Annotated in this window: 15 protein-coding genes; 4 read left to right on the plus strand and 11 right to left on the minus strand. The window is 73.0% G+C overall.

The genetic code is table 11. The features are described 5' to 3' along the window. Positions 1-200: 200 nt before the first annotated feature. Both ACERUN_RS07655 and ACERUN_RS07660 read right to left on the minus strand, forming a co-directional pair. Positions 201-1,115: a rhomboid family intramembrane serine protease gene (locus ACERUN_RS07655; RefSeq protein ID WP_370289276.1), complete on the minus strand. Its 915-nt coding sequence runs from the start codon at positions 1,113-1,115 to the stop codon at positions 201-203. A gap of 28 nt (positions 1,116-1,143) precedes the next feature. Continuing rightward, entirely contained in the window at positions 1,144-1,686 is a 543-nt protein-coding gene (locus ACERUN_RS07660) for a peptidylprolyl isomerase (protein WP_370289277.1), read from the minus strand. Between the two features lie 215 nt (positions 1,687-1,901). Between ACERUN_RS07660 and ACERUN_RS07665 the strand changes: the two genes are divergently transcribed. Beyond that, the gene (locus ACERUN_RS07665) at positions 1,902-2,054 is read left to right on the plus strand and encodes a hypothetical protein (RefSeq protein WP_370289278.1); all 153 of its coding nucleotides are present in this window, start codon (positions 1,902-1,904) and stop codon (positions 2,052-2,054) included. Between the two features lie 37 nt (positions 2,055-2,091). Here the strand turns inward: ACERUN_RS07665 and ACERUN_RS07670 are convergent, their stop codons facing one another. Both ACERUN_RS07670 and ACERUN_RS07675 read right to left on the minus strand, forming a co-directional pair. Further along, positions 2,092-2,460 carry a DUF3817 domain-containing protein gene (locus ACERUN_RS07670; protein WP_370289279.1) on the minus strand — a complete coding sequence of 123 codons (369 nt, stop codon included), beginning with the start codon at positions 2,458-2,460 and terminating at the stop codon, positions 2,092-2,094. Further along, the gene (locus ACERUN_RS07675) at positions 2,457-3,278 is read right to left on the minus strand and encodes an SURF1 family protein (RefSeq protein WP_370289280.1); all 822 of its coding nucleotides are present in this window, start codon (positions 3,276-3,278) and stop codon (positions 2,457-2,459) included. Before ACERUN_RS07675 ends, ACERUN_RS07670 begins: the two co-directional genes overlap by 4 nt. A gap of 201 nt (positions 3,279-3,479) precedes the next feature. Between ACERUN_RS07675 and ACERUN_RS07680 the strand changes: the two genes are divergently transcribed. Next, positions 3,480-4,391 carry an ABC transporter substrate-binding protein gene (locus tag ACERUN_RS07680; protein ID WP_370289281.1) on the plus strand — a complete coding sequence of 304 codons (912 nt, stop codon included), beginning with the start codon at positions 3,480-3,482 and terminating at the stop codon, positions 4,389-4,391. An 11-nt stretch (positions 4,392-4,402) separates the two neighbouring features. Further along, entirely contained in the window at positions 4,403-5,179 is a 777-nt protein-coding gene (locus ACERUN_RS07685) for an MBL fold metallo-hydrolase (RefSeq protein WP_370289282.1), read from the plus strand. Between the two features lie 53 nt (positions 5,180-5,232). Here the strand turns inward: ACERUN_RS07685 and ACERUN_RS07690 are convergent, their stop codons facing one another. After that, positions 5,233-5,733, minus strand: a complete 501-nt coding sequence (locus tag ACERUN_RS07690) for a MarR family winged helix-turn-helix transcriptional regulator (protein WP_370289283.1) — start codon at positions 5,731-5,733, stop codon at positions 5,233-5,235. Positions 5,734-5,781: 48 nt separating this feature from the next. Between ACERUN_RS07690 and ACERUN_RS07695 the strand changes: the two genes are divergently transcribed. Beyond that, on the plus strand, positions 5,782-6,417 hold the full coding sequence (locus tag ACERUN_RS07695; protein ID WP_370289284.1) for an NAD(P)-dependent oxidoreductase: 636 nt from the start codon (positions 5,782-5,784) through the stop codon (positions 6,415-6,417). A gap of 45 nt (positions 6,418-6,462) precedes the next feature. Here the strand turns inward: ACERUN_RS07695 and ACERUN_RS07700 are convergent, their stop codons facing one another. The 6 genes from ACERUN_RS07700 to ACERUN_RS07725 all read right to left on the minus strand — a co-directional run bounded on the left by ACERUN_RS07700 (position 6,463) and on the right by ACERUN_RS07725 (position 13,477). Then, the gene (locus tag ACERUN_RS07700) at positions 6,463-7,467 is read right to left on the minus strand and encodes a hypothetical protein (protein ID WP_370289285.1); all 1,005 of its coding nucleotides are present in this window, start codon (positions 7,465-7,467) and stop codon (positions 6,463-6,465) included. Between the two features lie 85 nt (positions 7,468-7,552). Then, entirely contained in the window at positions 7,553-9,211 is a 1,659-nt protein-coding gene (locus ACERUN_RS07705; RefSeq protein WP_370289287.1) for an alpha/beta hydrolase, read from the minus strand. Between the two features lie 120 nt (positions 9,212-9,331). After that, positions 9,332-10,183, minus strand: coding sequence for an SDR family oxidoreductase (locus ACERUN_RS07710; RefSeq protein WP_370289288.1), 852 nt, complete (start codon positions 10,181-10,183; stop codon positions 9,332-9,334). Then, positions 10,180-11,715 carry a flavin-containing monooxygenase gene (locus tag ACERUN_RS07715; protein WP_370289289.1) on the minus strand — a complete coding sequence of 512 codons (1,536 nt, stop codon included), beginning with the start codon at positions 11,713-11,715 and terminating at the stop codon, positions 10,180-10,182. Before ACERUN_RS07715 ends, ACERUN_RS07710 begins: the two co-directional genes overlap by 4 nt. Before the next feature lie 48 nt (positions 11,716-11,763). Next, a complete protein-coding gene (locus tag ACERUN_RS07720) occupies positions 11,764-12,792 on the minus strand; it encodes a patatin-like phospholipase family protein (RefSeq protein WP_370289290.1) in 1,029 nt (342 codons plus the stop codon). 121 nt (positions 12,793-12,913) lie between these two features. After that, complete coding sequence (locus ACERUN_RS07725; RefSeq protein ID WP_370289291.1) at positions 12,914-13,477, minus strand: hypothetical protein; 564 nt, start codon at positions 13,475-13,477, stop codon at positions 12,914-12,916. Between the last annotated feature and the right edge of the window lie 9 nt (positions 13,478-13,486).

Below are 13,486 nucleotides of genomic sequence, written 5' to 3' on the forward strand. Positions count from 1 at the left end.
CCCCGCAACATTTCCGGGCGGTGCGTTGCGGTTTCCCACCAATCGATGGGGTCGGCCTCGGTGGCGTCCCCCGGCGTTTGAGGCCGGCCGCCCAGGCCGAGGCCCCCAGCCGATCTGCTGCTTTCCGGTCCCGAACACAGCAGATCGGCTGGGGGCCCGCTGGCCGGGAGCGCGCCGGCTGCCGGGTGGGTGATCCCGGGTCAGGCCAGGACGAGCATGCGCGCGACCGTCGCCAGCGCGAGGACGACGCCGATGCCGGTGAGTCCGGCCACCTGCACGCTCGTGCGGCGCTCGCGTGGGGCGTAGGCGAGCACGGCGGCGATGAGGGCACCGCCGGCGAGACCGCCGAAGTGACCCTGCCAGCTGACGTTGTTGAGCGTGAAGGTCAACACCAGGTTGATGCCGATCCACACGAGGAGGCCCTGGATGTCGCCGCCCAGCTTGAGGCCGAAGACGACGAGGGCGCCCATGAGGCCGAAGATCGCTCCCGAGGCGCCCACTGTCTGACTGAGCTCGTCGGAGAGCCAGAGCACGGTGACCGAACCGGCGAGCCCGGCGAGGAGGTAGAGCGCGAGGTACCGCGCCCGACCGAGAAGGTGCTCGAGCTGGGGCCCGAGGACCCACAGGGCGAACATGTTGAAGGCCAGGTGGAACGGCTGGACGTGCGTGAAGACGGTGGTGAACAGCTGCCAGACGGCGCCGTCGGCCGCTCCGGGCACCCAGCGGCCCACACTCGGGTCGCAGGCGGCCTGCTGCACGAAGAAGCGGGCGCCGCCCGGCACCTCGCAGTAGCCCCGCGCGTGCAGGGCGAGGTAGCCGACCAGCCGACTCGCGTTGCCGCCGGTGATCGTGATGAGCAGCCAGACAGCGACGTTGATGCCGATGAGCGTGGTCGAGACGGCGCCGGGCTTCGTCGTCCGCACGCCGCCGAAGGTGGTGCGAGCCTGGCGCACCGACTTGCGGCCCTCGGCCACGCAGTCGGGGCACTGGAACCCGACCGAGGCCTCCGTCATGCAGTCGGGGCAGATCGGCCGCTCGCAGCGCTGGCAGCGGATCCAGGTCTCGCGATCGGGGTGCCGATAGCAGGTCGGCACCCCGACCGGAGGCGTGCTCATGGGCGGTTCAGGACTCCAGGGTCGCGGATCAGTCGGTGATCTGGACGGACTCGATGACCACGGGGTCGATCGGCTTGTCCTGGTGGCCGGTGGGCACGGCGGCGATCGCGTCGACGACGTCGCGGCCGGCCTGGTCGGCGACCTCACCGAAGATGGTGTGCTTGAAGTTCAGCCACGTGGTGGCGCCGACGGTGATGAAGAACTGCGAGCCGTTGGTGCCCGGGCCGGCGTTGGCCATCGCGAGCAGGTAGGGCTTGTCGAAGGTGAGCTCGGGGTGCGGCTCGTCCTTGAACTGGTAGCCCGGGCCGCCGGTGCCGGTGCCGGTGGGGCAGCCGCCCTGGATCATGAAGCCGGGGATGATGCGGTGGAAGGTGAGGCCGTCGTAGAACGGGCCGCTGCCGACCGAGCCGCCGCGGCGGTCGGGGGTGTAGGGGCCGCTCGGGCTCACCTCGACCGGCTCGCCCTTCGCCAGGCCCACGAAGCTGGCCACGGTGAGCGGCGCGTGGTTCGGGAAGAGGTTGATGGTGATGTCGCCCTTGTTGGTCTTCAGGACGGCCTGCGGCTCTGCCATGGTGATGCCTCGTCTCCTCGGCCCCGTGCGGGGCCGCGTCGTCTGCTCACGCCGGTCATCGGTGCCCGGCGACGCCACGATCCTAGGGCGTGGGCCCTACCCGCCCTCCTCCCCGCTCCGCGGGGTGGCAGGCTGGGACGACGGGTACCGGGCGCCGCGCGTCGGCTCCCCGCCGACCACGCCCGAGAAGAGCGACCGGATCCAGAGGAGACACCATGAGCCACCGTCAGAAGAAGAGCGACCGAAGCGCACGGCGTTCGCCGCGTCGGCTGCTGACCGCGCTGGTCCTCGGCGCCGTCGTCGCGGCTGCGGCCAAGCGCCTGCAGGGCGGCGGCGAACCCGTGTGGCACAGCCGCCCGGGCGACTGAGCGCGACGGCGTCCGCCCCGCGGTGCGTCGCTCGCGTTCAGGCGCGTGCGGCCTCGGGGTGCTCGGCCAGCACTCGCCGCGTGGCTCGGCGCTCCGCCCAGAAGCTGAGCACCGGAACCGTGCCGGAGAGCAGCGTGACCAGCGTGAAGCGCATGTCCCAGCCGGCACGGCGCGAGAGCAGGAACGCGGCGATCAGGAAGATCATGTAGAGCCACCCGTGGGCCACGCCGAGGTACTCGGAGATGTCCGAACCCAGCTGCCACCCGGAGCCGGTGTCCTTGGCGAGGAAGGACGCGTCGCTGACGAGGTAGCCGTAGTGCAGGGGGAGGCCCACCAGCACCAGCACGATCAGCAGGACGCCGACGATGGTGGCCATCACCCGGTAGGCGGTCAGGTTCGACTTCACGTGGCCGAGCCTACGGCGTCGTCCGCAGCGCTCGCGGCGGGCTCGTCGTCCTCGCCCTCGTCGTCCTCGGCCTCGTCGTCCTCGTCGTCATCGCGGAGTGCGTCGCGCACGTAGCGCCACCAGATGAAAGCGGCGAAGGCCGCGAAGACCCACCACTCGATCGCGTAGAGGATGTTGCGCAGGCCGGTGAAGCGGCTCGCGGGGGGCAGCTGGTCGAGGGTGGCGCCGTCGAGACCCGCAGCCCGATCGGCGGGCGCCACGGCGTCGGCCACGACGTAGGCGCCGTAGAGGTCGACGTCGACACGCTGGACCAGGTCGGCGGTGCGCAGCTGCGGGAGGATGTCATCGGTCGGGTCGGGATCGCTCTGCCCGGTGCCCTCGGTGGGCTGGACCCAGCCGGTGACCCGACCCTCGCCGCTCGGCGCGGCACCCAGATGGGCGAGCGTGGTGCCCTCGGGCACCCACCCCCGCACCACGGGCACCGCGGGCGCGCTGGCTCCGCCGACGTTCATCGGCGTGACGACCCACATGCCCTCGCGACCGTCATCGCTCTCACGGCCGTCGACGAACACCGTGGCGTCGCCGATCCACGTGCCCTCGAGGGTCACGGGTCGGCCGACGTCCTTCGAGGGGAACGGCGAATCGGGACCCAGCACGCTGGCGAAGGGCACAGGTGCGGCGCCGGTGAGGTCGCGCTGCTCGGCCGCGCGGCGCGCGTTGTAGGCGTCGTACTGCCACACGCCCATGCCGACGGCGATCGCGACCGCGAGGACGCCCAGCACGTGGGCGCCCCACAGTCGCACGCTCCACCACCTCACCCCTCCAGCGTACGTGGGCGGCGCGGGGGGCCGGGCGGCCGCCGGTGGCAGATTCACCGGCCGGCCGGTGAATCCGGCACTTGGACGACGGAGTTCCGTCGTCCACGTGCCAGTTTCGTCGTCCCAGTCGCCCTCTCAGACCCACACCAGCTCGCCACCGCACGGTCAGGCCCGGCACCGAGGACGACGTAGGCTCGCCGCGTGCGGATCGTGTCGCTGCTGCCCTCGACCACCGAGATCGTCTTCGGCCTCGGCGCCGGCGACGAGGTCGTCGGCGTCACCTTCGAGTGCGACCACCCCGCCGAGGCCCGCACCCGTCGCGTCGTGTCGACCTCCGCGATGCCCGAGGGACTGACCCCGGCGCAGATCGACGCCTTCGTCGCCGATGCCCTGCGCCGCGGCGAGGACCTCTACCGCCTCGAGGCCGACGCTCTGCGCGACCTCGCCCCCGACGTCGTCCTCACCCAGGACCTGTGCGCGGTGTGCGCGGTCGACGTCGCCGTCGTGGACGACGCCCTGGCCCACCTCGGCTGCACCGCTGAGGTGCTCACCGTCGACCCGCACACGCTCGCCGAGGTGCTCGAGTCGGTGGTGACGATCGGGGAGCGGATCGGGCGCAGCGACGCCGCGCACGACTGGGTGGCCACACTGCGCGAGCGGCTCGACGTCGTCGAGCGGGCGGTGGCGGGCCGTCCGCGACCGCGGGTGCTGCTGCTGGAGTGGACCGACCCGCCCTTCGCCCCCGGCCACTGGATCCCGGAGATGGTCGAGCTGGCGGGCGGCGACTGCGTGCTCGGCGCGGCCGGTGAGAAGTCGGTGCGCATCACCTGGGAGGCCGCCATCACCGCGGCCCCCGACGTCGTCGTCTGCGCGCCGTGCGGCTTCGACACCGACGCGGCCGCGGACCTGGCCGCCGAGGTCGCCTCCCGCTTCCCCGGCGCCTCGGTGTGGGCGGTCGACGCCAACGCCGCCTTCGCGCGCCCCGGACCGCGCCTGGTCGACGGGGTCGAGGCGCTCGCCGCGCTGCTGCATCCCGGCGCGCTCGACGCGAGCGCCCCCGACCCCGACCCCGAACTCGCACGACTCGTGCGCGCAGCGCCCGCGCAGGTGTGAGGATGCCGCTCATGCGGATCCACCACCTCAACTGCGCCACGATGCGCCCGCCGCTGGCGCCGGCGATGGTCGCGCATGTGCTGCTGCTCGAGCGCACCGACGGTCTCACGCTGGTCGACTCCGGGTTCGGGACCGCCGACATCGCCCAGTCGCGACGCCTCGGTCGCCCGTTCCTCGCTGCTGTCCGCCCGGCCCTCGACGCCAGCGAGACCGCCCTGCAGCAGGTGCGTGGCCTCGGCTTCACCGCCGATGACGTCACCGACGTCGTCCTCACCCACCTCGACCTCGACCACGCCGGCGGCATCGGCGACTTCCCCCGCGCCCGCGTGCACGTGCACGCCCGCGAGTTGGCGGCGGCGCGTCGTCCACCGCTGCGGGAGCGGGCCCGCTACGTGGCGGCGCAGTGGGCGCACGGTCCGCAGTGGGTCGAGCACGCCGAGGACGGCGACGACTGGTTCGGCTTCGCCAGCATCACCGCACTCGCGGACGACGTGCTGCTGGTGCCGCTGCCCGGCCACACGCGCGGGCACAGCGCCGTGGCGGTGCGCCGCGACGACGGCCACTGGCTGCTGCACGCCGGCGACGCCTTCTTCGCCGGCACGCAGATGGATCAGCCGCCCACCTGCCCGCCCAGCCTCGCCGCGTTCCAGAAGCTCATGGCCGTGGACGACGGCGCTCGGGCGGTCAACCTGCGCCGCCTGCAGCAGTTGGCACACGAGCGCGCGGAGGCGGTCACGGTGTTCTGCGCGCACGACCGCGGGCAGTTCGAGGAGCTCGCGGCCGTCTGAGTCCGACCGGGCCAGACCGGATCCGACCGGCTCGCCTCCGGCGGCACTGCCCGCTACGACTCGGCCAACTCGCCCAGGGCCCGCGCCGCGCCGGTGAGATAGGTCAACACGGCCTGCGGGGCGTCGGCCTCGCCGCCCTCGATCGCGCGGGCGAGGTCGTCGAGCGCCATCAGCATCGGCCAGACGTGCTCGTGGACGGTCGCGCGTCCCTGATCGGTGAGCTCGACGAGGCTGCGGCGGCCGTCGGCCGGGTCGGGGGTGCGGCGGGCGTGGCCGCGTCGCTCGAAGCGCGTCACCATCTGGGTGACCGCGCCCGGCGTGAGCCCGAGCCGACCGGCCAGCTCACCCGGTCCCAGGGGGCCGACCATGAGGTGCTCGAGGGCATCGACGTCACTGCGCCCCGCTCCGAGGCGGAGGGCGAGGGCCGCCTGCGCCCGGGTGTGGGCCAGCAGGAGCACCTGCAGGGCGTCGGACAGAGGGTCGACCGGAGGCACGGCCGTCGTGGCCGCTGGTTCGCTCGGATGCGGCGCGGAGGAGGGTGCTGGAGTGGTCATGTACTTTAGATTCTAAACGAGTTTCTCGGGATGAACAGAGGAGCAGACATGCGTATCGGACTTCTCGGCGCCACCGGTGGCTCGGGCTCGGCCCTGCTGAGTCTGGCACTCGAAGCCGGCCACGAGGTCGCCGTGGTGGCCCGTCGTCCCGAGGCTGTGACGACCACCCACCCTCGACTCGCCGTCGTTGCCGGCGACGCGACCGACGCCGCGGCTCTCGCCGCCGGCCTCGAGGGCACCGACGTCGTCGTCGACCTCGTCGGCGTCAGCGGCCTGCTGGCCGCACGTCGCGGCACCGACGTGTACAGCCGCAGCGCCTCGGCACTCATCGAGGCCGCTCCCGCGGCCGGGTTCCGGCGCGTGGTCCTCGTGACCAGCGGCGGCGTGGTCGACCAGCCCGGCGACGGCTGGTTCTACACCCACGTCCTCAAGCGTCACTTCCTCGAGCCCACCTACCGCGACATGCGCCTTGCGGAGAGCCGACTGCGCGAGAGCTCGCTGGAGTGGACGTTCGTTCGACCCGGCTACCTCACCGGCGATCGCCAGCGCACCGACTACCGGGTCGCGATCGATCGCCCCTTGGACGACGACGGCTCCCTCAGCCGCTGGAGCCTGGCCCACGCGATCCTGCACCGCGCCCTCCCCGACGACGCCGCCGGACACGCGCTCGCAGTGGCCACCTGACGAGCACCACCGGCGTGGACCGCCGACCTGCGCCTCCGAGAGCCCTCAGCCCGGGCAGACCGCGAACGGCAGCGTGCGCGCCAGGACGAGTCGCGCGGCCGCAGCGGGATCGGAGAGCGTGTAGCCGACGCGTCCGGTGGACGGGTCGGCGACCGGGCGGCCCAGCACGGAGCTGAAGTCCGGCGTGGTCGAGGGCAGCAGGTCGGCGATGCGCGCACGGTCGAAGGCGTCGCTGCGCGACGGGCCGAGCTGCACGGTGGCGAGCTCGCCACCCAGCGCGACCGCGAAGGCGTCGAGGCGGTCGAGGCGCCGCAGCCGCAGCGCCGGCATGGTGGCGAGCTGCTCCTCCACGCCGGCTCCGTAGACGGTGGCGAACGGAATGCAGTCGCGCTCGACGTAGGTCGACACCGCGGTGCGCCCGACCAGTCGCACCAGCTGCTGCTCGGCCCCCCAGGACGACGTCGGCTCGGGGGCCGCGCCCGAGGTGACGAGGCGGCGGGCGGTGTCCACGGTGCCGCCGCGCAGGGCCGCGGCGCCGGCTCGCACGGCGCGATCCACCGAGGCCATCGGCACGTTCGTGTGGAAGGCGACGACCCAACCGCGTCCGCCGCTCGGCAGCTGCCAGGTGGCCTCCCACGCGACGTCGTCCTGCCCGATGCCGAAGTCGCGGCGCAGTCGCGCGTCACCGGCACGGAGTCGCCCCTGGGTGAGGGCCGTGGAACGGAGGGCCTGGCGGGCGAAGCGGGCCCGGTCGGCGGCGGGGCTGCGGCCGTCGAGGTTGCCGTAGCCGAGGACGAGGCGCAGCTGGTCGAAGTCGGTGACCTCGAGGCGGGTGGCCTCGGCCGGGACGAGCGGCAGCACCGCCGCCGACGGCTCCAGCGACGGGTCGTACGCACTCACCTCGACCACCGGTCTCGGCGAGGTCTGGTAGACCGGCTTCGGCTCCTCGCTGCAGGCGGCGAGCAGGGTCGCGAGAACGACCGCGCAGGCGGAGGCCACCGCGGCCCGCGCCCCCCTGCGCACTCGGGCGCCGGACGAACCTCGACTCACGGCGGCGATCCTCTCACGCCAGCGGGGGCCGGCATCACTCCACGTGACACCGGCCCCCGCCGCTGTGACTGCTGCTCGATCGGGCTCAGCGGCCGATCAGCTGGGCCTCCTGCAGGCCGGCACGCAGGTCGGCCGGCATGCGGTCGCGCACCGCGGTGGACGACGCACCCTGACGCGCGCGCAGTGCCGCTGTCGCGGTGGGCTGGGGCGCCGGCACCGGCGCGCACTGCTGATCGCTGCGGTTGCCCGCCGCGCGGGCCGGCAGCTCGCCCGTGTCGAGGTAGCTGGCAATCGTGTCGTCGGTGCAGGCGATGCCCGACAGCGAGCCCGAGTGGGTGGTGCCGCCGACGCCCTCGATGAGGTAGGAGGTCGGGAACGCCTTGCGGGTGGCGAGCGCGCCCGAGTAGACGGTGGCAGCGTCGTAGGTCTCCGCGATCATGAGGATCGGCGTCTTCACGGCCTTGCCCGACACGGTGACGGCGTTGCGGGCCGGTGCCGGCCAGGTGAGGCAGGGCGCGTTGTACCAGGTGTTGCTCCAGGCCAGGAACGGGTGCTTGGCGTAGGTGCGACGAGTGTCGGCGAAGGTGCGCTGCTGGTTCGGCCACTTGGCGTCGGTGCACTGCACGGCGTTGTAGACGGCGAAGCCGTTGTCGTCGCCGGGCCCGGCGTACTGGGCGAGGACGTCGGTGCCGTCGCCGGTCTTGACCAGCTTGGCGTAGGCCTGGCCGAGCTCGACCCAGCTGTAGACGTAGTAGGCCGCGCTCTGCAGCACGTCGGTGAGCTCGTCGGGACCGAGGCGACCACCGGCGGCCGGCCTGCGGTCGAGCAGGCGCAGCTGGCGGTAGTAGCCCTGGCGCACGAGGGAGGCGGTGCGACCGAGGCCGAAGGTCGCGTTGTTCTGCGCGAGGTAGCCGAAGTAGCGGTTGATGTTCTGGTCGAAGGCGACGTTCTGCTCGACGTTGGCCCGGTAGAAGGCGTTCTTGGCGTTGAGCACGCCGTCCCAGACGAAGCGGCCGACCCGCTGCGGGAACAGCGTGGCGTACACCTGGCCGAGGTAGGTGCCGTAGGAGAAGCCGTAGTAGTTCAGCTTCTCCTGACCGGCCGCGCGACGCAGGCTATCGAGGTCGCGGGCGACGTCGGTGGTCTTGATGTGGCGCAGCAGGGCGCGGGCGTCGGAACGGCCGCAGTCGCGCGCGTACTTCGCGGTGACCCGCAGCCACCAGTTGCGGTCAGCGGCACGGTTCGGCACGTAGTTGGGCCGGTTGTAGCCGGCGCCGGGGTAGTTGGGGTTGCAGGAGAGCGAGGGCTGGCTGGAGCCGACGCCGCGGGGGTCGAAGCCGTACCAGTCGTACTTGGCGCCGACGCCGTTCGGGATCGAGCCGCCGAGCACCGAGTAGTTCAGGCCGGAGCCGCCGGGCCCGCCGGGGTTGACCGCGATCATGCCCTTGTAGTCGGCGTCGGTGTGCAGCACGCGGCTGACCGCGATCTTGATCTTGGCGCCGCGGGGCCGCGCGTAGTCGAGCGGCACGGTCATCAGCGCGCACTGGGCGCCGGCGTCCTGCAGCCGCTTGCTGGTGCAGGTGCCCCACGCGAGCGGCGGCGGGGTGTAGGCCGGGATCGTGGACGAGGCGGATGCCGACGAGGCGGCCGAGGCCGGGGACGCCGCGGCGCCGTTGCCCGGCGCGGCCAGCAGGCCCGCGCCGACGGCGAGGGCCGACGCCGCGATGGTCAGTGCTCTCTTCACTTCTTGCAACCTCCCGAGAAAGTGCCGTGTCGGTTCCTCGACCGACCCGGGGGGCCCACGCCCCGTGCAGCAGACTACGACGACCGTCCGACGGATGCGACGCAGGTCACCCGGCGACCCTCAGCCACGCGACTCCCCCTGGGCGCGGACGCGGTCGAGATAGACCCGGCGGACGTCGTCGTCCACGCGGGAGATGGCGGCGTCGTCGCGGGCGAGGCGCCGCACGATGCCGAGCACCCGCTCCGGGACGAGCGGTGCGGCGGCGACGGCGAGTCCCACGTAGCCGGGCACCGCGATCTCGCCGCGCCCGGTGAGCACCGAGCGCACGACCGCGCCGGCGATGTCCTCGGGATCGACCGTGGGCAGCACACCGAGGTCGATACCCGAGGAGAGTTCCGTACGCACGGCGCTGGGGAGCACCGCGCCCACGTGGACGCCGCTCGCGGCCACCTCGAGGCGCGTGGCGGCCGTGAGCCCGACCACCGCGTACTTGCTGGCGTTGTAGACCGCGAGTCCCTGCAGCGGGAACTTGCCCGCAAGGGAGGCGACGTTGACCACCGCACCGCGGCGACGTTCGACCATCCCCGGCAGCGCCAGACGCATGCCGTGGATGACGCCGTGGACGTTGACGTCCATCGTCTGGCGGTCGGTGCGCTCGTCCTGGTCGAGGAAGGCGGCGTTCGGCATGATGCCGGCGTTGTTGACTAGGACGTCGAGCGCACGACCGTGCGAGGTCTCCGCGGCTCCGAGGAAGGAGGCGAAGGACTCCTTGTCGGTGACATCGAGCTGGTGCCCGGTGGCGCGCGCCCCGAGCGTGGCGGCCGCCCGGGCGGCCAGCTCGCCGTCCAGGTCGCCGAGCGCGACGCAGGCGCCGGCGTCCACGAAGGCGCGGGCGGTGGCCAGGCCGATGCCGCGGGCGGCACCGGTGACGGCGACGAGCGCGTCGTCGAGTGCCGGACGGGTGCGGCTCATGCGTGGGCCTCCTTCGAGGTGGCGGTGGACGGCGCCTGCAGCGCATCCGGCGCGTAGGTGACGGTGTACTCGACCGGGCGGAAGCGCAGGCGTCGTCCGAACTCGGCGGTGGGCCAGGGCCAGCTGAAGCTGTTGCGGCCGTTGTCGTCGAGGTAGTAGCTGTGGCAGTCGGCGCCGGTGTAGGCGGTGCCGTCGAGGGCCTGCTGCACCTCGGCCACGTAGGCGGCCTGCACCTCGGGGCGCACCTCGAGGGTCTCCCAGTCGTTGGCGCGCGCCGCCTCGATCGCGTCGACGACCAGACGCACCTGGGCCTCGGCGATGGTGAAGGCCGAGGTGTGGCCGCTGCCCAGGCTCGGCCCGAGCACGATGAAGGCGTTCGGGAAGCCGGCGACCGTGGTGCCGAGGTGGGCCTCGGGCGAGCCGTCCCACACCTCGGCGAGCGTGCGTCCGTCGACGCTCGCGCCGCCGCGCACGCGGTCGGCAACCGGCATGTCGAGGATGTGGAATCCGGTGCCGAGGATGATCGTGTCGACCTCGGCTCGGGTTCCGTCGGACCCCACGAGCACGCTGCCCTCCACGCGATCGACCCCGGTCGCATGCACGCTGACATTGGGTCGGGTGAGGGAGGGCAGGTAGTGGTTGGAGAACAGGATGCGCTTGCAGCCCAGCAGGTAGCGCGGCGTCAGCTTCTCGCGCAGCGCCCGATCGCGGACGACGGCCCGCAGGTGCGCCTCGCCCACTCCCTGCAGCGCGCGCATGAGCGGCTGCGGGTGGTGGAAGGCGGCGCCCACCGCCTCCATGGCCGCGTACTCCACCGCACCCATCGCCTGGTTCGCGAGCGGCACCCGGTCGAGGGCCCACTGGCCCAGGCGCGGCACGCGCGCGTCGACCTTGGGTAGCACCCAGTGGGCGGTGCGCTGGAAGAGGTGCAGCTGCTCCACCAGCGGCTGGATCTCGGGCACGAACTGCACCGCGGAGGCGCCGGTGCCGACCACGGCCACGCGTCGTCCACGCAGGTCGTGCTTGTGGTTCCACTGCGCGGAGTGGAAAACCTCGCCCGGGAAGTCGGCGAGGCCGGGGAGGTCGGGGATGCGGGGCTCGTTCCAGGGTCCGGCCGCCGCCACCACGAAGCGGGCGGTGATCGTGCCCGCCGAGGTGGTGAGGTGCCAGCGCGCCTCGTCGTCGTGCCAGGCGGCCTCGAGCAGCTCGGTGCCGAACCGTGTGATCGCGGCGAGCCCGTGCTCGCGGGCCACGCGGTCGACGTAGGCCAGGATCTCGGGCTGCGTGCCGTAGACCCGCGACCATCGCCCGGTGCGGGCGAAGGAGAAGGAGTACAGCCCCGAGGGCACGTCGCAGGCGCACCCCGGGTAGGTGTTCGCCCGCCAGGTGCCGCCGTAGGTCTCCGCCTTCTCGAGGACGACGAGGTCGTCCTCGCCGTCGAGGCCGGCATCGCGCAGACGGATGGCGGCGGCGATGCCCGAGATGCCGGCGCCGACCACGGCTACCTCCACGTGCTGGATCGGTGCGGTCACGAGTTCTCCTGGGTGGGTGGGAAGTGGTGCGAGGGCGCACTCGGGCGATCAGGTGAGCGGGCGGCCCGCGGTGTAGGCGCGGTGGCGGGCGAGGGTGTCGATGCGCGACGGCAGCGACTTACGAGCGGCGGCGATGGTGGCGCGCCGACGGCGCACATCCATGAAGTTGGCCCCCATCGCGGCGAGCTCCTGCGGGCCCGGCTCGACCCGGAGGACGCCGATGCCCGCCGCCTTGAGCGCGCGCACCTCCTTCTCGAGGCCGTGGGTCATCTGGGCGCGCAGCAGTCGCTCGAGCCGGCTCCACCCGCGGCCGCGAGCGCCGCCGTGGCTGGTCATCGGCGCCACGATCACGACCTCGTCGGGCCGCTCGTCCTCGGGCAGGTCGAGCACGAGGTCGGCCGACACCGACGAGACCGTGCCGCCGTCCACGTAACCGCGGCCGCCGATGCGCACCTGCGGGAACCAGCCGGGGATCGCCCACGACGCCGCGACGGCCTCGCCGAGGCTGGCCGCGGGGGCCTCGGGCGCGCCGAAGGCGACGCGGCGGCCGGTGCGGGCGTCGGCGGCGACGATGCGGACGCCGGGGTGCGTCGTCCACGAGCCGGCGTCGGCGAGGGCGTCGCCGTAGGCGAGCAGCCAGGAAGCGTCGCCGTTGCCGCGCGGGAGGAGCGCGGCCCCGACGGTGTAGGCCGAGCCTCTCGCCACACCCTCGCGGAGCAGTCCGAAACTCGGCAGCGCCGGCCACGGCACCGGCGGGAGGTGACCCGGGTGGCGGGTGAGGTGGGCGGCGAGCACGGGGTCGACGAGCGTCGGCCCGCTGAGCCCACGGCGGGCGAGGTCATCGCCGTCCTCGCGCGGCTCGACCGCCTCAGCCGCGTCGAGGGCGTCGAGCAACTGCTGCGGGGTGCGTCCCGTGCCGAGAGCGGCGACGACCTCGGCACCGGCCGAGGTGCCGATGAGGAGGTCGGCGGTGCGGGCGTCCCAGTCGAGGCGCTGCTCGAGCAGACGGAGGGCCACCGCCGTCCACGCAAATCCGAGCGTGCCACCGCAGCCGATGGCAAGAGCGCGTCGCGTCATGACCCCAGAGTGCCGCCTCTTACCAGCCGCCACCAGGAGTCGTCCGATGCGCCGCGATCGGAACTCCGGCTCGGACCGCGCGCTCACGGCCGTCGGGAACTCGCCGACCACGGCGAGGGGTTCAGCAGCCGTAGTAGACCTGGGGCTTGCGGGCGACGATCACCGTGTCGACCTTCGATGACGACTTCGGCCGGACGCCGAAGGCGAACTGAAACGAGATCGTGCCCTTGCCTCGCCGGGTGTAGGAGGCGATCCAGACGTCATCGCCACTCGGCGAGGAACCACGCACAGCGGCGCCGGATCGGACGGCGGACAAGCCGGGATAGGCGCGGCGCAGCTGTGCGAGCGTGGAGCCGACACCGACCTTCTTGGCCGTTCGGTCTCGAGCGGTGCGCACGACGATCTGGTCGACCTTGAAGGTCGAGCCTGACCGTGTCCACACCACGAATCCGCGGTTCGCGAAGCGCGGAGTCATCTCGTACCCGGCCGCGCATCCGCTGGGTGTGGTGCTGACCATCCCTGTGCGCTGTGCACGCTCGGCGGTCATGGCCAGCCGTAGCTTGCCCCAGGAGTTCGTCGAGACGACGAGCCCCGCCGGCGCTGCCTGGGCGGGTGCGGTGCCCGACGAGCCGGGCACCAGAGCGAGGGCGAGGGAGAGCAGGAGGGCCGAGACGAGAGGTCGCATGCGGGGACA

Source organism: Nocardioides sp., assembly GCF_964229035.1.
Taxonomy (GTDB): domain Bacteria; phylum Actinomycetota; class Actinomycetes; order Propionibacteriales; family Nocardioidaceae; genus Nocardioides.